Below are 22,286 nucleotides of genomic sequence, written 5' to 3' on the forward strand. Positions count from 1 at the left end.
CGGGTTTTTAAACCTCTCCCGAAGAGCAGAGGCCGAGGATGAAAGACTTCAGGTTTTCGGCGGTGTCCTCATCGATAACTACCGAGTTCTTCCTCAGCAGGATTTCGTCCCCTATCATCGAAAGCTCGTACCCGAAGACCCCCACCCTCGTCCCGTCGAAGAACTCAAAGGTATCCTCCGGGCGCGCGCTAAAGAGGTTTGGAATCCAGTGGTTGTAAATTCCCTCGAGCCGCGGGTAGACTAGGAGAACTGGAACTCTTTTTGCCCCCAAATACTCGCTGACAAGGCGGGAGTACGTGTAGGCCTGATAAAGCTCGTCGCTCTTCCTAACGAGTTTTCTATGGGCCCTATTCTCTCCTCTGTGATACACGTAGAGGTTTCTGTATTTTACCTCAACGACGCAGGTTCCTTCGTCGGTGCTGACCACTATGTCTGGAAGGGGGTTGCCCATCATGAAGAGTGCGCCAAATCTAGCCTCGATTTCGCCCGCGTTTTTTATGACGTGGGGCAGCTGAACCTGGAATCTCACCTCTGCTTCGTTGTCGAGGACGGTCTTCAGCGTCCTGTAAACGAGCGTCTCAAAAAGCTCATCCATCCTGATGAACACTCCTGGAAGGAACTTCCTCGAACCTCCCGCGGCCAGCCCGAAGTACATCACCCGTGCCAGCCTGAAGACCGTTCTGAACCTCTCGTTGAGGTGGTTGAAGGAAACTTTCCCGAAGTCGCCGGGTTTTGGGTCACCCACGTCCCTGAAGAGGTCGAGAAGTATTCCTCCGACTTTCCTCGTCTCACTCAGGCGGGCAGACTTTACGGCGACTTCCAGGGCACCCTTTAGAACCCTGTTGAGGGGATTGTCCTCAAGAAGGAGTGAGTACCTGACGGGCAGGTCGGCCTTCCATGCTGGCCTCCGGGCGAGTTCATTTACAAGGATTCTGCCGCGGACGGTCTGGGAGCTTTCCTCAATCTCCCCGTATTCGTAGTAGAGTCCTCTGGACAGCGCTCTGGAGAGCATGAGGACGTAGAGATACTTGAAAATTTCGTCCAGCGCCTTCTGCCTGCCGTATTCAAACACCAAGGCCCTAATTTCGCCCGGCTCAAGACCCATCTGGTAGTACATATTGAAGAGCTGAAGGAAGAACAGCAGAGAGCGGCCGTCCTCCCTGTCGTACCTGAAGGGCTTTGGCAGTACCTGCACAAGCACAATCCCGTCATCGCCCAGGTAGTACGCAAACCCCACACTCCCATGGGTCTTCAGGTGGTATTCATCCCTTCTCGGATCGTAGGTGACTGTAAAGACCGGACTGTCGCCGCCGTAGAGAGAATTCACAGCCTCGGCGAACTTCATTAGTTCTCTTTCCCCTGTCTGAAGCCCGAGTTTCTTCAGTTCTGAGAGTGGCCTGTTCTCAAACTCGTAGAGGGTTACGACTCTGAAGTCCATCATTTCTCTGTCACCAGCTTGCGGAGGGCTTCAATGAACTCGTCGTCGTCCATCTCGATTATACGCCCTTTCTCGTCTATGAACCCGAACCCCGGCAGGGAGCGCCTTATTGCCTCCCAGTTGCCGTAGAAGTATTCCTGGAGAAGAGGGAGTATCTTGTAGTAGAAGACGTCCTTGAGTGCCTTTGCCCTCTCCTCCGGCTTAGCCTTTATGACCTCCCTGAAGTAGCCGTGGCCTATCGTGTAGTCCTTCCCGCGCTCTTCCTCGATAACCCTGTTGAGCGTCGAGAGGAGGTGCTGAAGGTTTACACCGCCGACTTCGATATCCCCGAGCTCCTCAGGGCGGGGCAGTATCTCAAGGAACGCAAAGCGCCTCCTGAGGGCCATGTCAAGGAAAGCTATGCTCCTGTCCGTGGAGTTCATTGTCCCGATTATGTAGAGGTTGGGGGGAAGGGCGAAGGGCTCTCTGGAATACGGCAGGGTTATTTTTGTCTCGTACTCCATTCCGAGCCTTTTATCGGGATCGAGTAGGGTTATGACCTCACCGAGGATCCTTGAGATGTTTCCTCTGTTTATCTCATCTATTATTAGGTAGAACTTCCCGCGGGGTTTGAACTCGCCTTTTCCTGTTTGAAGGTATTCAAGGACGGCTTCCTTTTTCTTCTTGTAATCGGCCTCTCCCTCGTCCGGGTGGAGGCCGCGGAAAATCGCCTCGACTGCAAGCCTCTTTAAAATGCCGTCCTCAACGACATAGAGCAGTTTGCCCTCCTTTTCAACGGGCCTAAAACCTTCAACGAAGTCCTCATAGCTGTACGACTGGTGGAACGTAACGACCTCAACCTTATCGGCATCTCTTGAGAGATCCAGGGCAAGCTTCGTTTTTCCGGTTCCAGGGGGTCCGTAGAGGATTACGCCGCCGAACCTTCTGAGAACCTCTTCGAGCTGGGTGAACTGGTCGTAAGTAATGTCCCCCTCCCCAGGGGCGGCCTGCGTGGAGACGTAAGAGTATAGATAGTTCGAATCCGGGCGAACGTAATAGTAGAACCTGCCGCTGGCGCTTACTTTTCCAGAGGATTTGCCCAGAACGAGAACGTCTCCGCTCCTAGATATTCCCGAGAACTTTGGGTCAAAGGCTTCTGGGTTGTACCTGCCGAAGACTGTTCTGTCCACAATGTCATCCAGTTTTAGAGAGCCCTTTTGAAGGAGGTCTTCGTACGTGACAAAGCCCCCGTACAGATAGCCCCTGAACTGGCCTATAAGCAGGAAAAGGCCCTTTTCGGTGAACTTCGTGAACACGAGCTCTCCCGGCAGGGGAATTATCCGCGCTTTCTTGGATGTGAGGATGTAGAGCTCCTTCCCGAGCTTCGTCCCGAGGACCGCTATTGGCTCGTTGTCCCTCAGTACGATGTCCCCTATTGCGCCTTTTGTCGGGGGCGCTGGGGAATGGGCCGAAATCGTCTCTACTCCGTCCCAGAATTCAATCGGCGAATAATATGGGTGAGGCGGATAGTTTATCCTCCCTATCCTGAGGGTGGGGTTTTTCATCCCGGGCTCTTTGAAGGTGTGGAGTATGTAGATTTCATCGTCGGTGTCATGGATGGCATGGAAAAAGGCGTAGCCTCCCTGAAGGCGAGGTATGAAGACTGTCTCAAGGTCGGCGGGGGCACTGAAGTCGAGTCTCATGTCGCCAAAAATAACCACCCTCTCCATGTTGGTCAGGCTCACGTAGATGGGAAGCCTTGAGAAAGTTACCCTTAGGGCGTGCTCTTTTGGGTTTTCATCCTGAAACGGATAGAGTGCTATTTCCCCAGTACCGCACTTCATAAATACAGCCACGTTTTCAACGCCCGGAAAAACGACAACGTCCTCCTGGCAGGGAATCCCAACCCCACTCTTCCACCCCAGAAGCGGGTTCCCCTTCGTATCAAAGATGTGGAGAAACCTGGAGTCGTAGTCGTCCCTTATGAGTACCGAGAGGTATTCCCCGTTCTCTGAAATTCTCATGTCCTCTATAACGTAATCAACGTTGCTGCCCTCGTATTCTTCCCTGAGGCTTTCAGCTATTTTTTCCAGAGCGTTTTCGGAAATCTCAAATCTGCCCACGTGAACCACCGAGGTAATGTGGGGCAACTCCTATATAACCATAACTGCCCTCAGTGGTTTGGAAAATCACTCCCCTCGAAAAGAAGAGTAAGAAGTGGTGTACAAATTTGCCAGGTAGTAGACAGTCCTCAGAGGTATTCCGAGCTTTCTGCTGATCTCTTTCATAGGCACGCCCTTCCGGGCCAATTCAACGACCTGTTTTATCGTTTTCTCATCGTACTTCTTTGGCCTGCCCCTCGGATAGCTCTCTGGCAAAAGCTCCACCCCAAGCTGATTCAGGGCCATGATGACTTTTTGAGACACCTTAGGGTAAAGGCTTGGCGGACACGTGATTTTCCTGACGTTCGGCGAGCGCTCTAGGATTTTGACGACTACCTCCTTTGTTGGTCGGAGGTTCACATAGACCTCACTCACATCCTCGTTCAGAACCTCGTCCAGCTTCCTGATGAGTTCCGAATATGTCTTCGCCTTTACCCTGACCTTCATTCAATCACCCCTGGAGCAGGGCGAGGAACTGCTTGGCTTTGTCGCTCTTCGGCATGAACTTGTCAAACTTCTTCGCCTCTTCCTTGGTGAACAGGACGTTTGCAAGGCCCGATATCACGAACTTCTTCATGGCCTCGGTAAGCTCGTCCTCGGGAATTCCCAGTATTTCGGCAACCTTCTTCTCGTCGTAGTTGCTTATGCCGTAGAGTAGAACTCCTCCGAGGAGGTAGTTAGGAACCCCGCTGAGGTCCTTCTTCCTTCCAACGAGCTGTTCCTCCATCTCGCACTTTCTTATGATGTAGAGGCTTCCCTGGCCTGTTTTGAAGTTTGGATCCCACCTAAAGGGCAGGTCGAGGATTGAGTAGTGGCAGTCGAGACAGCTCTTTATCCCCGGGAAAACTCCGAGGGTTTCCCTGTCCGCTGGCGACGTGAGGAAGTAGTAGCGGAATATGTCGAGTCCCAGCAGTTCGGCGCCCTTTTCGGGATTAAATGAGGCATAGGCCAGTGCCAGGTTGTCCACCGTGTAGTGGTTGTTTATGAGGACGCCCCTTGTCTTCACGAGGCTGAGAACCCTCCAGCGGAAGCGCCTTCCGAACTGCTTCCTCAGCTCGGCCTCGATGTCTGCATCGGCGGGAAGGCTGACGTGGGCCTTTTTCAGGCGGTTGTTCTCAAAGTACTCCACCTCAAGCCTTATGCTCCTGGTTTTAACCATTCCCTGTTCCCTGAGCCTGCCCTTGATCTCCTTGAAGGCGTCCCTCACGGAGAGGCTCTCCCTGGCGAGGAGCTTGAGGACGTCTCCCGAGTACGCCAGGTAAGGCAGTATCTCCACTCTCCCGATGCTGTAGGGCTTTCTGGTGGCCTTCACCTTCTCGTCCTTTATCTCGGTCGCCTTTATCTCACTGCTCCCCCTCTTGAAGGTGTAGTTGGCGTCGAGAATAGCTAACGCGATTTTGTGGGCCGTTATCGCCGAGCGGAGCCTCTCCAGGGCGAGCGTCCTGTAGTGCCTCTTTCTGTAGAGCCACTGGAGGTGTGGATCGCGGTTTTTCCTGTCTCCCATCGGTACGGAGGGGCCTCCCTCACCAACTCTGCGCTCAAGCTCCTCCTCAAGCTCCTCAAGGAGGGAAAGGTTGCGGTTTAGAGTCAGGGCTAACCTGACGGGGTCAAAGTCCTGGAAGAGCTCGCCCAGGTCTATGCCTATATCGTCCAGTATCTTGTTGACCTGGGCGACGAGTTCTTCCGTCGTCGTCATGGCAGGAGATCACCGTTGTTTATCTTTTCTGGGAGATACTCCTTCGCGACGAACTCGAGGGACTTGTTGGCTAAAGCCTGCTGTTCAATCCTCACTCCCCACTTGAGGGCGAGCTGGAGCTGTCTCTGCCACTCCTTGTTCTGGAACCAGGGGTAGTTCATCTCCTCGAGGATTCTCTTGTAGTCTCCCGTTGGGCCGCCCTTCTTGTTCGGTGGAATGCCCTTGAGCTTCTCGGTGACGTTCTCAAGGCCGTACTTCTTGATGTCGTCCATGGTCATGCCCACGAACTTCGATTCAGGAGTTGCCAGCTTGTCGCTGAGGTAGGCGAGGTTGATCGAACCCTGCTTTATGGTCGAGTATATGTACCAACCGTAGGGGTCGCCATCGGTGAAGACAATGATGGGCAACCCTTCCTCGTAGTGGAGCCTGTGGATCAAACGCCTAACCCCACGCGAGGCCTGTCCCTGGGTGGCTATGATGAGGGCGTTCTCCCTCTTCGGGAACTTTTCCTCGATGAGACGGTCGGCCATAGCCGCTGTCTCGACGACTAAGGCGTAGTCAACGTTTATCTCCGGGAACTGGATGTGCTCCACCGTTCCTGGAACGGCCCATCCACCGCTTCCGAGCCTGCTCGCGTTGAACTCGTCTTCCCCATCGCGGATGACGATGTCGCCGTAGATGTAACCGCGCCTATCGGCGGTTATGTGCATCTCCTCTCTCAAAACGCCGAACATTCTCTCAAGGTCTTCGATGATCGGGTCGCTCTCGCTCTGGTCTTCGAAGGTGTTCTCCCTCGTTCCCGGAATGGTGTGCTTGTTGGCGTAGTAGGCTTCACGAAGGCTCGCGTGCTTGCCCTCGCTCACGAGCCTCTTCACGTAGGCCATTATGAGGAGCGTCTGCATGAACTTTCTCGCATGGGCAACGTTGAGGAAGTAGCGCCTCGAGAGCTTGTCGCCCATCTTGATGAGCCTCGACTTTTCATCAAAGTATACGTTGCTCAGCCCGCGCATCGGGATGTCGAAGTGGGGGTTTTTGCCGGCTTTGATGTCCTCAAGGATCCTCCTTGCGTGCTCGTCGAGCATCTTCAGGACTTTCCTGGGGTCGTAGGAGAACTTCTCCTTGGGCCTCTCCCTCTGGATTTTGCGCTTAGGCATTCTCGGCCACCTCCTCGGCTGCTACCTCTTCAACCTCCGCGCTTGCAAACTTGCTCTCGATAAACCTGATGAAGTACTCCCTAATCTTCTCCTCGGGTTCTCCCGTCAGTATGCTTAAGGCCCTCGCTATCTCAGGGACGTACTTCTCGAAGGTCTTCCTTCTCTTTACCTGGGCCAGCTTCCTGTGCTTGCCGCTCAGGTAGGTCTGGAGCCTCCTCGCGGCGTCCATTATTGCTAAACGTATCTCGTTGTAAATCTCGTCAACGCTCGCTATGCTCTGCTTTCCTGTTCCAGTGTAAGGAACGTGGACCGAAACGACGTTTATCATGAGGACGAGCGGTGCCCTGTCAAGGTCGTCTATTTTATAGCGCTTCCAGTCTATAGAGCGGGCCGCCTGGGTTGTCACACACGAACCTGCATCGAATAGGAGCGGCACCCTGTTGGCGTAGCGGTAGAGGTCGAAGCCAGCCGGAATCTCGCCGCCGTACGCTATTCCAACCTCGACCTGGAACGGGATACCACCTGAGTAGACTTTTGGCGGTCTGGTAACGGCAGTCACGAACTCTGGTTTGAGTATTCCCTTAAGGCCCTTCTCGATGTTCTCCTCCCCGATGGGCCTTAGGCCATGAGTTGGGGGCGCCAAGAACTTCATGTACTTGAAGGCCTCGACTATCTCCTCAGCCTCGTGCCAGGTGAGCTTCTCGGGCGGCTTCTCCATCATTTTGGCGACCTGTTTGACCACCTTGGTGTAGCCCTTGAATGCCCTGAGAACAGCCTTGACGTGTCCCTCCATAAGCTTCTGGTAGTACTGCTCCTGGAGCTTCTTGTCCTCCACGGTCTTTATCAGCCTGAGGGCAGCGATGTACTCGATGAGTTCATCAACCTTCTTGTCGCTTATCCTCGAGAACTCGCCGATGAGGAACCTCCTGACGGTGTTCCTCCTCGTCTTCTTGGCCAATCTGTAAACGTCATCGGTGAGGACTCCCTTCGGGTGAGGCTTCATCTCGACCGGCGGTTCCGGGATGTAGTCGCTCGACCTCGGAAAGACTATGAGTTTTCCGTCCGGTTCAATAAGCTCGATGTGTGCGTGGGGGTTGGCTATAGCCGTTAGCTTGAGGTACCAGAAGACACCCTGCTTGGAGCGCATGTACTTGACGTTCTTAACTTCGAGCTCTATCCTCGTCCCGCGCCAGCCCTTCGGGTTTGGATGCTTCTCCTTCTTGACGATTTTACCCTCGTTCTTGTCAACGTCTATCTTAACCCATGCCTCGATTATCTCGTCGTTTCCGGTTGAAGTGATGACACGTGTGGCCTTTCCACTCGTTATCTGGGCGAACATGACGGCACCGCTTATACCGATACCCTGCTGACCGCGGCTCTGTATGTTCCTGTGGGCTTTAGTTCCAGCGAGCATCTTTCCGAAGACGTGGGTTATGTACTTCTCCGGTATTCCAGGCCCGTTGTCTTCAACTACAACCTTGTAGTGCTCGTTCCCGAGCTCCTCTATTTCAACCCTGACGTAGGGCGGGATTCCTGCTTCCTCACAGGCGTCGAGGGAGTTGGTTACCGCCTCGTGGACAAGGGTCGTCAGCGAGCGGACCTTGCCCGTGTAGCCGAGCATTGCGGCGTTTCTCCTGAAGAACTCGCTGACGCTCTGAATCTTAAACTCCTTGAAGAGCTGGTTAGCCTCGGCCATAATCACTCCTCCTCTTCCTCAAATTCATCAAGGTCTTCGGGCAGTTTGCCCTCGAGGGCCTCATAGTAAGTTGTGGCCTCAAGCTCGAGGTCTTTCTTCCTCCGCTCAAGGTAGCGGTAAACAACACCGTGCGGGGAACCCCTTGCGAGCTTCTCAACGGCGGTTTTGGCAACTTCAACCTGTATCGGGTTCCCGATTATCGCGACAGTCTTTCCATAGACGCTAATGTCAGCACCGCTCATCTCCTCAATGATTTCCCTCGTCCTTCCCTTTCTTCCGATGATCCTGCCCCTGACCCTCGGCAGGGCGTTCTTCTCATTGCCGACAACGATGTCGGTGAGGTTCACCACCTCAAGGGTCTCCCCCTCGTTGAAGAGCCTGAAGGCCCTCTCGGGAGAGAAGCCCCTTCCGATGGCCATAACCACATCTCTCGCCTTCCACACCGCCAGCGGGTCGTCGGTTTCTTCCGTCGCTGTTATGAAGACCTCACCCGTCTCACTGTCCACCTCTATCTTCGTCTTGGTTTTTCTCTCGATTTCCTTCTTCGTCTGCCCTTTCTTCCCGATGAGTACCGCTATCCTCTCCTTCGGGATTTTAACGAACTCCTCCTGCTCACCAAGAGCGGTGAAAGTGATCTCTTCTTCATCCTCTTCTCTCTCAAACCTGCCGTCCTTATCAACGCGCTCATACTTCTTAAGGAGCCTCTCAAACTCGTCCATGATCTCACCCCTCAACGAGCTCGCGGAACTTCCCCTCTGGATCCTCAACATCAACGCCCTTCTTCCTGAAGTAGTTGGAGACGTTGGTTATGTCCCTCCTCAGGAGTTCAAGGCTCATTCTGTTTCTCCTCACAGTCGCCTGCGACCAGTCTATCACGACCGGCCCGTCGTGGAGGAGTATGTTGTACTCGCTCAAGTCGCCGTGAACCATGTCACCGCGCTTCCAGAGGCGCTCTATAACCCCCATCGTGAAGTCGTAAAGCCCCTCGAAGTCCTCCTTACTCAACTCTTTCTCAACGTCCTTGAGGCGTGGAGCTGGGGTTTCATCGCCGACGAACTCCATGACGAGGACGTTGTTTCTAAAGATTACTGGCTCTGGAACCCTGACGGCATATTTTATCGCCCTCTGGAGGTTCTTGAACTCCCTCCTCGTCCACACGAAGACGAGCTTCCTCATGTCCTTAGGAAGGTATCCGATCCTTGGATCAGCTGCCAAGTACTCCCATATCCGCCTGAACTCGGTGGTGTAAGTCCTGTATATCTTGACCGCTATCCTTTTGCCCTCGCTATCAATTCCCGCGAAGACGTTGGCCTCTTTCCCCGTGCTGATGACACCGTAGAGGGTCTCTATCTTCCCCCTCCTGTGGAGATAGGCAAGCGTTTCCTTCGTCGTTCTGTCGAAGACCTCGTTGGCTATCTTGTAGAGCTCGCTGTCCTTCTCTCTTCTCTCCCTGAGGCCGAGCATCTCCTCGATTTCCCTGTCAAGGAACTCTTCCCTCATTGTCCATCCCTGCTAATTGATGGAAAAGCGGCTCAGAAGAGGAGCTCGCCGCCGCTGAGGAAGTCCTGGGTTATCTTACCCTTCCTCAGGAGCCAGTCAACCTGGGTTCTCGTGTAGCGATAGACGATGTCCCCGCGCTCGTCGCTCTGGACCGGCCAGGGCTGGACGATAACCACATCACCAACGCGCATCCACATTCTCCTCTTGAGCTTGCCAGGGATCCTGCATCTCCTTACCTTACCGTCCTCACAGCGGACGTCCATCCATCCTGCTCCGAGGGCCTGCTCGATCACTCCGAAGAGCTGTCCCTTGCTCCTGTCTGGAAGGGGAACGCGAATTACCTCATCACCTTCAACATGCCTGTCGTTCTTCTTTTTACCAGCCATGAGCATCACCTCCCGTGAGTCGTGATTAGGGCTTATAAGCTTAGCCCTGCAAAAATTCTCCAAAGACCCTACGGATAGAACTTTAAAAAATTTTTGCAAAGAGAGTTCACAATCCTGTCCACTTAGTACACATCAAAGTTTAAAAGAGAACCGGACATTGTGAGTACGGGAGGAAAAATGAAAGCGGTTGAAGCCGAGAATTTAACGATCTTATACAGCGGGCAGCCAGCCCTGAGCGATGTAACGTTCACCCTGGAGGAAGGAAAAACACTGCTCCTCCTCGGGCCAAACGGTGCGGGGAAGACGACCCTACTGAAGACTATAGCATGCTTTCACAGAGAGTACACTGGGGAGCTCAGAGTATTTGAGAGACCACCCTGCGAGGCGAGAGAGCTTATAGGCTATGTTCCCCAAAGCCAGAGTCTAAACGAGAGAGTTCCCCTAACGGCGCTTGAAGTCGTTGCCATGGGCGGTGTTTACAGGAAGGGCTTCGTCCACTTCAGGATACCCGGAGAGGTAATAGAAAAAGCCGAAAAAGTCCTGGAGTTCGTCGGTCTCGGGGGAATTGGGGACAGGCTCTTCCGCGAGCTCTCCGGCGGGCAGAAGCAGAGGGTTCTCCTCGCGAGAGCACTGATGAGCGATCCAAGGCTGCTCCTACTTGACGAGCCGCTTTCGGCACTCGACCCAAGCGCGAGGGCAGAGGTTGCCAACGTTCTGGATAAGATAAAGCGGGAAAAGGGAGTGACGATGATAATCACGACACACGACATCAACCCGCTCCTCGAGATAGGGGATCTCGTGATGCTCATAAACAGGAGGCTGATAGCCTTCGGCAGGCCTGAGGAAGTGCTCACTGACGAAGTTATAAAGTCTGTCTACGGCCCGATGGCAAAGGTGATCCCGGTCGGCGGAAAAGTCTACTGCATAACCGGGGACTTCCACATCCACCGCGGGGGTGAGAAAATATGATTCCAGAGTTTCTAATCAGGGCTCTCCTCGCGAGCATAATGGTCAGCGTCCTTCTCGGACTTCTAAGCCCGATAATCAACACGAAGGGGCTTGCTTTCCTTACCCACGCCCTCTTCCACGCTCTCCTGTTCGGTGCAGTCCTGGGAATGATACTGGCACTTCTTCTTAATAACTACGGCCTCGTCATTCTCACGGCCTTAGTAGTGACAACGCTCCTGGTCATCCTCATAGCCCAGCTGGAGAAGATAGGGTTCACTTCTGACTCCGCTGTCGGTATAGTTTCCAGCTTCGTCGCTGGGCTCACCGTTCTCGGCTTCGGTGTCCTCTACAAGGTCATGGCTACGAGACCCTACTTCCCGCTGACCCAGAACATAGTCTCGTATCTAACCGGCGATATATTCCTCGTCACACTGGACGACCTGACGGTTCTTATCGTCGGTGGGGCGGTTGTGTTCTTCGTTCTGCTGCTCCTCTACCGCGACTTCCTGTACATCAGCTTTGATATGGAAGGCGTTGAGAGCTACGGAGGCAACGCGAGGGCGTATCTCACGATCCTTTACGTGCTCGTTGGAGTAATCGGTGCTCTTATAGTCCAGACCGTCGGTCTGATAACTCTCCAAGTAGTTGCGATCCTTCCTGGTGCGATAGCGCTGATGGTAAGTTCTGACTTCAGGAAGGTTCTCGGAATAAGTCTACTCCTAACTCTGACCGTCCAGCTTACCTCAGTGGTTCTTGCCTACTTCACCGCCATACCCCCAAGTGGTATAGCCACGATAATGCTGGGCATTGTCTATGGTGCACTCTTATTTAGGAGGTGAACCAATGAAGATAGCGGGCATTGACGAGGCCGGGAGGGGGCCAGTTATCGGACCAATGGTGATAGCGGCGGTTGTGGTGGATGAGAATAGCCTCCCAAAGCTCGAAGAACTGAAGGTCAGGGACTCTAAAAAACTGACACCAAAGAGACGGGAGAAGCTTTTCAATGAAATACTCGGAGTTTTAGATGATTATGTAATTCTTGAATTGCCTCCCGATGTCATTGGTTCCAGGGAGGGCACGCTCAACGAGTTCGAGGTTGAGAACTTCGCGAAGGCCCTGAACTCGCTCAAGGTAAAGCCCGATGTAATCTACGCTGACGCGGCTGACGTTGACGAGGAACGCTTTGCGAGAGAGCTTGGGGAGAGGCTGAACTTCGAGGCTGAAGTCGTTGCGAAGCACAAGGCCGACGACATCTTTCCCGTCGTCTCAGCTGCTTCAATCCTCGCCAAGGTTACAAGGGACAGGGCGGTTGAAAAGCTCAAAGAAGAGTACGGGGAGATAGGCTCTGGCTACCCAAGCGACCCAAGAACGAGGGCTTTTCTTGAGAACTATTATCGGGAGCACGGTGAGTTTCCGCCGATAGTTAGGAAGGGCTGGAAGACGCTGAAGAAGATAGCAGAAAAAGTTGAGAGCGAGAAAAAGGCCGAAGAAAGGCAGGCTACTCTTGACCGCTACTTTCGGAAGGTCTGAGCTTTTTCCATGCAAAACTGGCAGCCGCGAGGACTTTTATCTTGTAGAGTGCTAGGGACTCCCTGAAGGCCTCCCATCTTATTACCTCATTCAGGAAGACTCCCATTGAGACAGCCGCCGGGGGAACGAGTACCGTGGCGTAGAAGCTGAACTGAGTTTTTCCCCCGAGAAAGTATTGGAGGGCGAAGAGTCCAACCGTGCTCCAGAAAATAAAGAAGGGCTCGCTAACTCCTGGCTTTTTCCTGTAGACCCACGGCAGGGCCAGTATCATAACGACCATTCCCATAAGGAGCACGGGGTCAGTTGACGCGAAGACGTTTGGGTTAAAGTGGAACGGGAACGGACGGTAGTTTATGAACCACTCCCAGAAGGGAGATGTGTTTGGGTTCGCACCTTTGTAGCTGAGGTGCCACTTAAAGCTCCCAAGGAACTCGTTGAGCCACCTCTCGAACCCCATCGCCTTTATTGCAGGAAGTTCGGGTACTAAAAACGCAATTCCCGGGATTACAACAACCGCTGAAAAGAACCTGACAAAGGAGTTCTCGCTCTTAAGAGACTTCCACAAAAGTACCGGCCATCCAAAGGCTCCGCTGAGCTTTGTAGCTCCAGCTAGACCCAGCAACACCGCGGAGGAGAGTTTCCTTTCATAAACGATGGCAAGGACGAAGAGGGCAACGAAGAACGCCACGTGGATGTCGAGCATCGCAGTTACAGCCGTTGCCTGGAGCGTTGGATCCGCCGCGACGAAGAGAAGTGCTATAAGGGACGCAAGATAGCTTTTGCTTATTCTGTACGTTGCAAGAACAACGGCCAGCTCAATGAGGGCAAACGCTATTATTCCCGGGATTCTCCAGGCAATTGGTCTGTCCCCGAGGAGAAGCATGGAGAGCATTATGATGTCCTTCCCCATGAACGGGTGCTCCGTGTTGAGGTAGTTCTGTATGTTCTCCTTGTCAGGATACCTGAACCCGGGGATTACATCGTAGCTTCCATCTGGCAGGTCTGATTTTAATCTCTGGAGAAAATCTTCGTAGTTCTCGGCAGGTATCTCATAATAGACTCCAGGAAACTCCCTGTACTCCATCCTGTATCTGGCATCGTTGATCCCTGCAACCCAATCCGTCATGGCGAGATTTTTTATCTTTGCACTCGTGTTTGAAAATACAACGTTCACGCCATACGAGCCGTTGTGGATGTAGAAGACGTCAACGCCGAGCCTGTGGAGGATGTTTCTGCTCGCTGGAACGTACCAGACCTCGTCTCCTATGTAATCGTTCAGGTCCGGACGCGATGCAAAACTGTACGAATACCAGATTGTTCCGATCATGGTAAGGGCAACAACCGCAACAAACACCGCCCTGATTATTTTTTCCCGCTCCATTCTAACCCCCAATGGTCATGGCGGGCAACGTTTTTAAGCCTCTCTCTTAACCTCCCAATATGCTCGAGGGAATCACAGAGGAGAAGATCAGAGAGGCAGAAGAGCTTATAAAGAGGGGCTATAGCGAGAAAAAGCTCCGCGCCAGGCTTGGTAAGGACTGGGAGCTGATAGCGGAGATAGCCAGGGCCAGAATCAGGGCTAAGGACAAGTTCTCAAGGAGCGACCTCTGGATGGACATGGAAGGACTGCGCTACGCCACCCACGAGGTCGTCGCCAAATACCGCGCCGAGAGGCTGAAGGAATTTGGTGTGGAGAGCATAGCCGACGTTTCTTGTGGTATTGGAATCCAGCTCATCTTCTACGCCATGAAAGTTGAGAGGGCCTATGGAATAGACATTGACCCTCTTAAGATAGAGTTCGCCAGAAGGAACGCCGAGAAGTACGGTGTCTCGAACATCGAGTTCATAAACGCCGATTCTCTCTCACCAGAAACCGTTGAGAGAGTGGATGCGGAGGTAGTATTCTCCGATCCTGCTAGACCTCCTGAGGCCCCCGAGAGAGACCTTGAGGGACTTCTCCCAAGCCCCCTAAAGATCTACGAGGCCTACAAAAAGAAGACCCGGGCATTTATCTTCGACCTTCCGCCGCAGATGAAGCGGGAGAAAGTCCCATGGAAGGGAGAGTTTGAATACATAGACCTCTTTGGGGCGCTGAACAGGTTGACCTTTTACACGGAACCCCTCGCGAGGGCTGAGAGGAGCGCGGTCATTCTTCCAGCGGGGGCACGTCTTGAAAGCGACCCTTCCCTTGAAGACATCGTTGAGTGGGCGGATAGGCCGGGCGATTACCTCTACGAGATACCACAGAGCATCGATTATGCGGATTTAATAAACGAGCTCTTCCACAGGCTTCCAGTCGAGGCCAGAATGCTGCTCAGGGAAAAGAGGAGAGTCCTAGCTACCGGAGACGAGCCGATTAAAAGCCCATACCTCAAGAGGACTTACAGCGTCGTTGGGGTTCTCCCATTCCATCCAGTTAGGATAAACGACTTCCTCAGAAAGGAGGGCTTTGGAAGGGCAACGCTGAGGATAAGCGTCCCCGAAAGCGAGTACTGGAGGATCAGGAAGAAAATCGAGGAGAACCTAAGGGGTGAGAGAAGGGCCTTCGTCTTCAAGGTGGGAGAAAAGGCGGTAATAGCTGAAGAACTATAACTCCTCGATTTTCGCGTTCCTTATCTTCTTTGAGCCTATTCTGAGGTCTCTGAAGTAGTTTATGTGTTCCTCGGGCAGAAACGAGTCGAGGCTGGTCGGTTTAAGCCGCTTCTTCCTCCGAACTGGCTTTTCTTTGGAAACCTTTTTCGGAGTTGCATCGCCGATGAACTCGTCGAGCTTCCTGTCCATAGGCATCCTGTAATGAATTGACTTTGGGTATAAATGCTTTTTTCCAGAAAGCTTTTAACTCTCCTCTCTTATCGGCTTGAGAAGTAAAGGTGGTTGCCATGTGCGGCATCATTGGTTACATAGGCGACAGAAAGGCCTGCGAAGTCATTGTGAAGGGCCTCAAACGGCTCGAGTACCGGGGTTATGATTCTGCAGGGGTCGTGACAGGAAACGGCGAAACCCTCGACGTTAGGAAGGGGGCTGGGAGGATAGACAAACTCACGGAGAAGCTCGGCTTCCTTGAGATGGAGGGCAACAGGGGCATCGGTCACACCCGCTGGGCCACCCACGGTGTCCCGAACGACATCAACGCCCACCCCCAGAAGGACTGTACTGGAAAAATCGTTCTCGTTCACAACGGTATAATTGAGAATTTTGCTGAACTGAAGGAGGAGCTCCTCAAGAAGGGACACGTGTTCAGGAGCGATACAGATACCGAAGTTATCGCCCATCTTATTGAAGAGGAGCTGAAAGGCTCTGAAAACTTTGAGGAGGCCCTTAGAAAGGCACTAAATAAGCTTAGAGGTTCTTTTGCACTTGCCATAGTTTATGCGGATGAGCCCGATAAGCTTTATGTCGTCAGGAATGAGAGCCCGCTCGTTCTAGGTATCGGGGAGGGTGAGATGTTCGCGGCGAGCGATGTGCCCGCTTTCCTTGAATACACAAATAAGGTCATCTTTCTGGATGACGGGGAGTACGCAATCCTGACAAAGGACTCCTACGTCGTCAAGAGAATCGACACAGGGGAAGTCGTCGAAAAACCCGTCCACGAGATAAGCTGGACGCTGGAGATGGCCGAGAAAGCTGGCTATCCCCACTTCATGCTGAAGGAGATATACGAGCAGCCGAGGGCCATCAAAGACGCCATTCACGGCAACAGGGAGATCATCAGGAGCGTCGCCGAGGAGATAGCGAACTACGATAAAATAATCTTCGTGGCCATGGGCACTTCCTATCACGCCGCCCTCGTTGGGAAGTCTCTCTTCCAGAGGCTCGCCAAGAAAGTTCCGATCGTCGAAGAGGCGAGCGAGTTCAGGTATGAATTCGAGGATCTGATAGACGATAAGACCCTCGTCATAGCGATAACCCAGAGCGGTGAGACGGCAGACACCCTAGCGGCAATGAAGCTTGCGAAGAAGAATGGCGCAAAGGTTCTCGCAGTGGTCAACGTTGTGGGCAGTATGGCAACGAGGATAGCCGATTTAACTCTCTACACGCACGCCGGGCCGGAAATCGGGGTCGCGGCCACAAAGACCTACACGACCCAGCTCACGGTCCTCACAATGCTCGCAATAGAGCTCGCGAAGGTTCTCGGCACTGCGAGCGAAGACTACCTTGAGAAGCTTGAGGATGAGCTTATGAAAGTTCCGGAACTCGTTGAACTCGCCCTAAAACACGACGAGGCTCTTAGGGAGCTCGCCGAAACGCTCAAGGACAAGAGGGACTTCTTCTACATCGGCAGGGGGATAAGCGTCCCAACGGCCCTCGAAGGAGCACTCAAGCTCAAGGAGATAAGCTACATCCACGCCGAGGGGCTGAGCGCGGGCGAGCTGAAGCACGGGCCGCTCGCACTGCTTGAAGACGGTGTCCCTGTGGTTGCAATAAACCCGAGCGGAAAGGTCTTCGACAAAATGGTGAGCAACATTGAGGAGGCAAAGGCCAGGGGGGCTATGATAATCTCCCTCTCCGATAGGGAAGAGCTAAGCAGGGTCTCGGACGTTCTGGTGAAGATGCCTGAAGTTGATGAGCTGTTGAGTCCGATCGTCTACGTTGTTCCGCTCCAGCTCCTTGCCTATCACCTGGCCGTTTTGAGGGGCAACGACCCCGACAAGCCGAGAAACCTTGCAAAATCAGTTACTGTGGAGTGAGGTGGTCAATATGAAAACCGAAGCCAAAGAAAAATTGAAAAAATCCGAACCTGGGGAGGGACAGGCCTTCCCCAAGGCCTACCTTTATTTCAAAGAGTACGGGTTGCCCGTCCTCGTCCTGCTGTTGGCCTACATTGGGTACAGGATCAGGGCAGTGACTTCCGGTTTCAAGCTGTTCCTCGATCCAGATACGTTCTATCACTTCGAAATGTACAAGCTGGCAATCCAGGATTGGATTCCCAAGTATTATGCCTATGCGGAACCTCCGATGGGCATAAAGCCCTCAGGGTACCTCGGTCTCTACACGGTTCAGGCTATGTTCTATAAGTTCGCACATGCCTTGTTCGGCATGAACGAGTTTGAGGCCTTTAAGGTCTGGCCACCCTTCGTTGGGGCAATGATGGTCATAGGCACGTATCTGGTAGTCAGAAAGCTCCACTCAAGCTGGGCGGGCTTCTGGGGAGCGGCCCTGATGATGGGCTTCTGGGGGGCTATAGAAAAGACGTACTCGGGCAACAACCGTGGAGAGGGCCCCTTCGTGATGTTCTTCCTGTTTACAGTCTATTTCCTGCTCCTCTATCTCGACGAAGAGCGCTGGAACTGGAAGAAAGTCCTTGGGCTGGTCTTTTTCCTTGTCCTCAGTCCACTGTACATGGGAGTTTGGACGGGGAGCTCGCTGGGTGTAATGATTCTGCTCGCAACTGGCGTGGTAGTGCCGGTGATATTCTTCACGGTAGGGGACACTGAACACCTCAGGCGCTTTGTCACTGAGTACTATCCTGCCTTTGGACTTTCCATTATAGCTGGAATTTTCCTCGCCCAGAGTGGCTTCGTTGGCATTAGAAACTTCCTTGTGTTCTCCTTTGAGGTTCTCATAGCGGGTACGGTGCTCGTCCTGATAATGCTTTACGGTGAGAGGTTTCTGAACTTTTCAGACTGGATGCACAGGCTTGGAACCGTAGTTGGTATTGGAATTGCCGGCTTCCTGGCCTTTTACGCCTACTTCGGAAAGGCCCTCTTCAACTTCCTCAGAGCGGCCACTCAGTCAACTCCCCTTTACCAGACCGTCGCCGAGCTCCAGACCCCAAGCTGGAGATACATAATAGCAACGTTCAGCCTCAAACCCAAAGGCTCACAGGGGGACAGCATAATTTTCATATTCTCCCTCTTGGGCCTTTTTGTTCTCGGCTGGAAGTTCTATAGGGGGGTAAAGGAGAAGCGCTACGAAACCTACAAGCACTTCATACCTCTGTTCCACTACCTCGGCACAATATACCTCTTCAAGCAGGCAGTTCGCTTCTCCTTCCAGGCTTCAGTAGCCGCGATAATCCTGGCGGCTATTGCAATGGGAGAGGCCTTCCTCTACGTTGAGAGGATGAGGGACACGGTTACTGTGAAGGCACTATATACGGCCTTCCTGATTCTAATGCTAGTTCCAATGCCCTATGTGTCCGCTAGCTACTCCTATGATGCTATGAAGAGCGAGAGTCTCAAAATTAGATTAACTAACTCCAAAATGCCTGGAAGCGTTCCAGAGGCCTGGACCGACGCCCTTCTGTGGATTAAAAACAACAGCGACCCCTACGCAACAGTTCTAAGCTGGTGGGACTACGGCTACTGGGAGGAGTCGAGCCTGCTGAGCCACCGCAGAGCGGTAAGCGATGGTGGTCACGGCTACGACAGGAGATACATCATAGCCAAGTTCTTCTCCCACAGCGGGAACGCAGGAGAGGTTGACCTGGAAGCCTGGGGAGACGACTACGTTATAACGTTCCTCGATCCCTTCGATGGATCGAGCGACTTCGGCAAGTTCAACGCCATAGCCTACCTCGGCGGTGCGATAGCCTATGGAGAGAGATATCCAATGTTCAGCTATGTCTATTACAACGACATCGTGGTCACCAACGATACCATAGCAGTCAAAGCTGGAAACGGGTACGTGGTACCTGATATTGTAGTGGATCTAATCAGAGGCCAGGTATTCAAGAACAAGGAACCGACCCACCCGTTTGTCCTCTACATATATCCTTACATGACTTCCAGCAACCAAATATACCCCATTGGGATTCTAGCCTACGAAAAGATAGCACTCAGCAACTACCTCCAGCTTGGATTGGGGGTTCCGATTTCGCTCAACGGAGAGGAGAGTGAGAAGCTCTTTGCAAACTTCAAGCTCGAATACACCGGTTACAATGGCTACACGAAAAAGCAGGGGGTCTATGTCCCAAGCGTTAGGGTCTATAAGTTCACCCCGTTTGCAATACACCGCATCGAGGCCATGATGAACGGAAACTGGACTAGAGTTTATGATTCGATCAACGGCGGCGGACTAGAGGTTAAGAGCGGCAACACTACTCTGCCCTTAACTGGCGAACAGAAGCTCAGGCTCTACATTTCGGCGTTTGGAAGAGACGTAAAGAACGGAACGCTGATATTTGAAGCCTACAACGGTACAGAGCTGGTTGACAGGCAGGTTCTTGTGAAGAACCTCAATATTGACCACCTCAACGAAACTCCCGTTGAGGTCACCGTGAAGATTCCGCAAGCAGAGAAGTACCGCTTCATCCTGCTCCAGGAGGGTCCCGTTGGTGTCACAAACGGCCCTGTTTACGTCAATGGAAAGCTCGCAAATCCAAGCATGCCGCTGAAACCTGGGGAAAGTGGCAATATCGAGCTTACGGAGGCGTTTGAGAAGGACTACACGAACGTCAAGTTCACTCTGAGGGGCGTTGTTTACTACTACGTGGCACCCAACGGCAACGACATAAACAGGCCCGAGTTCTACCTTGAGCCTCACATGGACATAATCGGCTACATCCCTGTTGCAGAACTGGATAAAGTCCAGGAGGGGGACAACTTAATCAGAGGTCAGGCCAGCGTCCCGAAGGACTTCTTCGATTCATATATCCAAGAACTGAAGCAGAAGTACGGGGACAAAGTCGTGGTGGTTGGCAAGCGCCTTGAGCCGATATTCCTCACCCAGAAGGAGTACGTGCTGTGGGAAGGCCATTAGAAATTTTCCAATATTTGGCCCCCTAATTTTAGATTTTTTCCAACATTTTGTCGATTCATCTTGTATTTTATACAAAGAGAACAGAAAACTTTAAATTCTGAACGGCACAAAATAGCATCGGGCGAGGAAGGTGTTTGAAGTTATACCAGAGAAGTACAGACCCCTGATGCAGAGGCTTTTCATATCCAAGATATCAGACGCCTTAGACTCCCTTGGGATGAGGTTAGTGAGCAGTTCGATTTACGTTAATCCTGTCGGAAAAGAGGTATTCCTCAGGTTTCATCTTAGGGTGATTCAGACGAGTTTGGCAGGTTCTATTGATGTTGAGCCGACCGTTAAAGGACTTATTGAAAAACTTGTAATGGAAGCCAACGAGTCGCTTGGGAGGGTTTATGGTGTAACTTTCATAATTGAGGACGTTAGTATTGAGCAGGAACTCCCAAAAGACCACGAAAGTCTCCAAGATCAACCCAAGTTGGTACTTGACGTCCCCCTCGAGCTGGAGGGACCTTTCAGACGGATTGGGAAGGGGCTTGTGATTTCCTTACGGGAATGGGGAATAGCCGCGGCATCAATCGTTTTGGGAGTTGACCCCTCAGGTTTAAATCGCGTTAGTCTGGTCGTAAAGCTGAGAGAACCGATGGGAAGGGAAGAAAAGGCTTCCCTCGTTAAAGCTCTCAGGGAAAAGCTTGCGGGGTACATAAAACTCTTGATAAAGAAGCCGATGCAGACTTCTGTTAAGATCATTGATCCCAGCGATAAAGTCGTTGCCAAGGTAATGAAGAAAACAAAGCTCATGGAGAAAGAAGTGGAGAACATCATCGGCAACGAAGACGTTAGGGCTATCATGAAGGCCCTTGGAAAGCTCTGAACCTTTACTCATGTTCCTTCCTCTTCTCCTCGCGTGAGTGAATGTAATCCAGTAAAGGCTGTATCCTCTTCCATACTTCACTTATCGGCCCGTCGCCGTCAACCCTAACGTATATCCCCTTGGCACGGTAGAACTTGATTATCGGCTCCATGTTCTTTGAGTATATCCTGTACCTCTTCCTGACGACCTCTTCCCTGTCGTCTGCCCTCTGGATGAGCTCGGAGCCGCAGACATCACAGATTCCTGGCACCTTGGGTGGATTGTACTTTACGTGATAGACTGCTCCGCAGTTGGGGCATATCCTTCTCCCGGAAATCCTCTCAACGCTCGTGTCCTCATCGATGAAGATTTCTAGGGCCAAGTCTAGCTTAATACCATGGTCAAAGAGGTAGTTCTCAAGGGATATGACCTGTTCTGGCGTCCTTGGGTAGCCGTCAAGGATAAAGTTCTCCCTCTGGCGGCGGAGCTTTGAGATTATCAGGGTGTTAACGATGGTATCTGGAATGAGGTCTCCCCTGCTAAGGTAGGCCTCCATCTCCCTGCCGAGAGAAGACTTCCTTTCGATTTCTCTCCTGATGAGGTCTCCCGACGAAATATAGACGAGGCCGTACTTTTCCATTATTGTTCTTGAGTGCGTACTCTTCCCGCTTCCAGGCGGGCCGAAGATAAGTATGTTCACGGACGACCACCAATAAATATTTATGCACCCGAAGTTGAATAAACTTTTGGTGGTGCCGATGAAGTTAAACACCGGCTACGTCCGCGCCAGTGGTTACGCTCACAAAGTAAGGAGGGTGCTCTTTGCATTAGTTAAGGGAAAAGTTGATCCCAAGGAGGTCGTCAGGGCCGCTGGAGAGCTTAACTCAAAGATATTTGAAGAGTTCCAGAAGTTAGGTGTTGAGAAGGAAGACGTTGTCAGGATAAGCGTTGAGTTCTCCATCAAGGATGGTTCAATAGTGTGGGACTACGACACCCTGTCTATCGAAGTCTACAAGAAGAGCGAGGAGGAAAGGCTCGCAAAGGCCATGGAGGAGGTTGAAGCAAGGGAACGCGAGTTAGACCAGAAGATAAGAGAGGTCGAAGAGCTGGCGCTGAAGCTGAGGAGTGTTGCCGAAGAACTCGTGGAAAAGATAGAGGAGCTGAAGCAGGAGCATACATCCCTCAAGCTGAAGGCTGAGATGGAAGAGAGCTGAACTTTTTTCTAAGATTTTTCAGAAATGAAAGG

The 22,286-nt window shown here is 52.4% G+C and carries 20 protein-coding genes; 8 read left to right on the forward strand and 12 right to left on the reverse strand.

Annotated features, from left to right (window positions below):
- Positions 1 to 7: 7 nt before the first annotated feature.
- From TK_RS03930 to eif1A, 9 genes are read right to left on the reverse strand one after another with little or no spacing between them, the layout of a single operon-like run.
- Positions 8 to 1,441, reverse strand: coding sequence for an McrC family protein (locus TK_RS03930; RefSeq protein ID WP_052273622.1), 1,434 nt, complete (start codon positions 1,439 to 1,441; stop codon positions 8 to 10).
- Entirely contained in the window at positions 1,438 to 3,549 is a 2,112-nt protein-coding gene (locus TK_RS03935) for an McrB family protein (RefSeq protein ID WP_143598672.1), read from the reverse strand. The genes TK_RS03930 and TK_RS03935 overlap by 4 nt, the downstream gene beginning before the upstream one ends.
- 57 nt (positions 3,550 to 3,606) lie before the next feature.
- Positions 3,607 to 4,026 (reverse strand): DUF1699 family protein, encoded by a 420-nt coding sequence (locus TK_RS03940; protein WP_011249747.1) that lies wholly within the window; start codon positions 4,024 to 4,026, stop codon positions 3,607 to 3,609.
- Between the two features lie 4 nt (positions 4,027 to 4,030).
- Positions 4,031 to 5,275 (reverse strand): DUF530 family protein, encoded by a 1,245-nt coding sequence (locus tag TK_RS03945; protein WP_011249748.1) that lies wholly within the window; start codon positions 5,273 to 5,275, stop codon positions 4,031 to 4,033.
- Positions 5,272 to 6,429: a DNA topoisomerase IV subunit A gene (locus tag TK_RS03950; RefSeq protein ID WP_011249749.1), complete on the reverse strand. Its 1,158-nt coding sequence runs from the start codon at positions 6,427 to 6,429 to the stop codon at positions 5,272 to 5,274. Before TK_RS03950 ends, TK_RS03945 begins: the two co-directional genes overlap by 4 nt.
- Positions 6,422 to 8,125 carry a DNA topoisomerase VI subunit B gene (top6B, locus tag TK_RS03955; RefSeq protein ID WP_011249750.1) on the reverse strand — a complete coding sequence of 568 codons (1,704 nt, stop codon included), beginning with the start codon at positions 8,123 to 8,125 and terminating at the stop codon, positions 6,422 to 6,424. The genes TK_RS03950 and top6B overlap by 8 nt, the downstream gene beginning before the upstream one ends.
- Before the next feature lie 2 nt (positions 8,126 to 8,127).
- Complete coding sequence (locus tag TK_RS03960; RefSeq protein WP_011249751.1) at positions 8,128 to 8,844, reverse strand: KH domain-containing protein; 717 nt, start codon at positions 8,842 to 8,844, stop codon at positions 8,128 to 8,130.
- A 4-nt stretch (positions 8,845 to 8,848) separates the two neighbouring features.
- Complete coding sequence (locus tag TK_RS03965) at positions 8,849 to 9,625, reverse strand: serine protein kinase RIO (protein ID WP_011249752.1); 777 nt, start codon at positions 9,623 to 9,625, stop codon at positions 8,849 to 8,851.
- Between the two features lie 32 nt (positions 9,626 to 9,657).
- Positions 9,658 to 10,011 (reverse strand): translation initiation factor eIF-1A, encoded by a 354-nt coding sequence (gene eif1A, locus TK_RS03970; RefSeq protein WP_011249753.1) that lies wholly within the window; start codon positions 10,009 to 10,011, stop codon positions 9,658 to 9,660.
- Between the two features lie 177 nt (positions 10,012 to 10,188).
- Between eif1A and TK_RS03975 the strand changes: the two genes are divergently transcribed.
- The 3 genes from TK_RS03975 to rnhB are packed head-to-tail and all read left to right on the forward strand — an operon-like array spanning position 10,189 to position 12,489.
- Positions 10,189 to 10,980, forward strand: a complete 792-nt coding sequence (locus tag TK_RS03975; protein ID WP_011249754.1) for a metal ABC transporter ATP-binding protein — start codon at positions 10,189 to 10,191, stop codon at positions 10,978 to 10,980.
- The gene (locus tag TK_RS03980; RefSeq protein ID WP_011249755.1) at positions 10,977 to 11,798 is read left to right on the forward strand and encodes a metal ABC transporter permease; all 822 of its coding nucleotides are present in this window, start codon (positions 10,977 to 10,979) and stop codon (positions 11,796 to 11,798) included. Before TK_RS03975 ends, TK_RS03980 begins: the two co-directional genes overlap by 4 nt.
- A 4-nt stretch (positions 11,799 to 11,802) precedes the next feature.
- Positions 11,803 to 12,489 (forward strand): ribonuclease HII, encoded by a 687-nt coding sequence (gene rnhB, locus TK_RS03985; protein ID WP_011249756.1) that lies wholly within the window; start codon positions 11,803 to 11,805, stop codon positions 12,487 to 12,489.
- Here the strand turns inward: rnhB and TK_RS03990 are convergent.
- Entirely contained in the window at positions 12,458 to 13,870 is a 1,413-nt protein-coding gene (locus TK_RS03990) for a dolichyl-phosphate-mannose--protein mannosyltransferase (RefSeq protein WP_048053686.1), read from the reverse strand. The genes rnhB and TK_RS03990 overlap by 32 nt on opposite strands.
- A gap of 59 nt (positions 13,871 to 13,929) precedes the next feature.
- Here TK_RS03990 and TK_RS03995 point away from each other — a divergent pair, with 59 nt between their 5' ends.
- Positions 13,930 to 15,081 (forward strand): methyltransferase domain-containing protein, encoded by a 1,152-nt coding sequence (locus TK_RS03995; RefSeq protein WP_011249758.1) that lies wholly within the window; start codon positions 13,930 to 13,932, stop codon positions 15,079 to 15,081.
- On the opposite strand, the gene TK_RS04000 is transcribed toward TK_RS03995, so the two are convergent.
- Positions 15,076 to 15,270 carry a PCNA-inhibitor gene (locus tag TK_RS04000; protein WP_011249759.1) on the reverse strand — a complete coding sequence of 65 codons (195 nt, stop codon included), beginning with the start codon at positions 15,268 to 15,270 and terminating at the stop codon, positions 15,076 to 15,078. The genes TK_RS03995 and TK_RS04000 overlap by 6 nt on opposite strands.
- Positions 15,271 to 15,368: 98 nt before the next feature.
- Between TK_RS04000 and glmS the strand changes: the two genes are divergently transcribed.
- The 3 genes from glmS to TK_RS04015 all read left to right on the forward strand — a co-directional run bounded on the left by glmS (position 15,369) and on the right by TK_RS04015 (position 21,061).
- A complete protein-coding gene (gene glmS, locus TK_RS04005) occupies positions 15,369 to 17,177 on the forward strand; it encodes a glutamine--fructose-6-phosphate transaminase (isomerizing) (protein ID WP_011249760.1) in 1,809 nt (602 codons plus the stop codon).
- A gap of 10 nt (positions 17,178 to 17,187) precedes the next feature.
- A complete protein-coding gene (locus TK_RS04010) occupies positions 17,188 to 20,190 on the forward strand; it encodes an STT3 domain-containing protein (protein ID WP_011249761.1) in 3,003 nt (1,000 codons plus the stop codon).
- Between the two features lie 130 nt (positions 20,191 to 20,320).
- Positions 20,321 to 21,061, forward strand: a complete 741-nt coding sequence (locus tag TK_RS04015; RefSeq protein WP_011249762.1) for a hypothetical protein — start codon at positions 20,321 to 20,323, stop codon at positions 21,059 to 21,061.
- Between the two features lie 4 nt (positions 21,062 to 21,065).
- Here TK_RS04015 and TK_RS04020 read toward each other — a convergent pair whose 3' ends face one another.
- Positions 21,066 to 21,740, reverse strand: a complete 675-nt coding sequence (locus tag TK_RS04020) for an adenylate kinase (RefSeq protein WP_011249763.1) — start codon at positions 21,738 to 21,740, stop codon at positions 21,066 to 21,068.
- A gap of 58 nt (positions 21,741 to 21,798) precedes the next feature.
- On the opposite strand from TK_RS04020, the gene TK_RS04025 reads away from it, so the two are divergent.
- On the forward strand, positions 21,799 to 22,254 hold the full coding sequence (locus TK_RS04025) for a single- stranded DNA-binding family protein (protein WP_011249764.1): 456 nt from the start codon (positions 21,799 to 21,801) through the stop codon (positions 22,252 to 22,254).
- Positions 22,255 to 22,286: the final 32 nt, after the last annotated feature.

Source organism: Thermococcus kodakarensis KOD1 (assembly GCF_000009965.1).
Classification (GTDB): Archaea; Methanobacteriota_B; Thermococci; order Thermococcales; family Thermococcaceae; genus Thermococcus; species Thermococcus kodakarensis.

Excerpts from the sequence above, each read along its gene's own strand:
- TK_RS03930 (WP_052273622.1), bottom strand. The coding sequence starts at position 1,441 with ATGATGGACTTCAGAGTCGTAACCCTCTACGAGTTTGAGAACAGGCCA.
- TK_RS03940 (WP_011249747.1), bottom strand. The coding sequence starts at position 4,026 with ATGAAGGTCAGGGTAAAGGCGAAGACATATTCGGAACTCATCAGGAAG.
- TK_RS03945 (WP_011249748.1), bottom strand. The coding sequence starts at position 5,275 with ATGACGACGACGGAAGAACTCGTCGCCCAGGTCAACAAGATACTGGAC.
- TK_RS03950 (WP_011249749.1), bottom strand. The coding sequence starts at position 6,429 with ATGCCTAAGCGCAAAATCCAGAGGGAGAGGCCCAAGGAGAAGTTCTCC.
- top6B (WP_011249750.1), bottom strand. The coding sequence starts at position 8,125 with ATGGCCGAGGCTAACCAGCTCTTCAAGGAGTTTAAGATTCAGAGCGTC.
- TK_RS03960 (WP_011249751.1), bottom strand. The coding sequence starts at position 8,844 with ATGGACGAGTTTGAGAGGCTCCTTAAGAAGTATGAGCGCGTTGATAAG.
- TK_RS03965 (WP_011249752.1), bottom strand. The coding sequence starts at position 9,625 with ATGAGGGAAGAGTTCCTTGACAGGGAAATCGAGGAGATGCTCGGCCTC.
- eif1A (WP_011249753.1), bottom strand. The coding sequence starts at position 10,011 with ATGGCTGGTAAAAAGAAGAACGACAGGCATGTTGAAGGTGATGAGGTA.
- TK_RS03975 (WP_011249754.1), top strand. The coding sequence starts at position 10,189 with ATGAAAGCGGTTGAAGCCGAGAATTTAACGATCTTATACAGCGGGCAG.
- TK_RS03980 (WP_011249755.1), top strand. The coding sequence starts at position 10,977 with ATGATTCCAGAGTTTCTAATCAGGGCTCTCCTCGCGAGCATAATGGTC.
- rnhB (WP_011249756.1), top strand. The coding sequence starts at position 11,803 with ATGAAGATAGCGGGCATTGACGAGGCCGGGAGGGGGCCAGTTATCGGA.
- TK_RS03990 (WP_048053686.1), bottom strand. The coding sequence starts at position 13,870 with ATGGAGCGGGAAAAAATAATCAGGGCGGTGTTTGTTGCGGTTGTTGCC.
- TK_RS03995 (WP_011249758.1), top strand. The coding sequence starts at position 13,930 with ATGCTCGAGGGAATCACAGAGGAGAAGATCAGAGAGGCAGAAGAGCTT.
- TK_RS04000 (WP_011249759.1), bottom strand. The coding sequence starts at position 15,270 with ATGGACAGGAAGCTCGACGAGTTCATCGGCGATGCAACTCCGAAAAAG.
- glmS (WP_011249760.1), top strand. The coding sequence starts at position 15,369 with ATGTGCGGCATCATTGGTTACATAGGCGACAGAAAGGCCTGCGAAGTC.
- TK_RS04010 (WP_011249761.1), top strand. The coding sequence starts at position 17,188 with ATGAAAACCGAAGCCAAAGAAAAATTGAAAAAATCCGAACCTGGGGAG.
- TK_RS04025 (WP_011249764.1), top strand. The coding sequence starts at position 21,799 with ATGAAGTTAAACACCGGCTACGTCCGCGCCAGTGGTTACGCTCACAAA.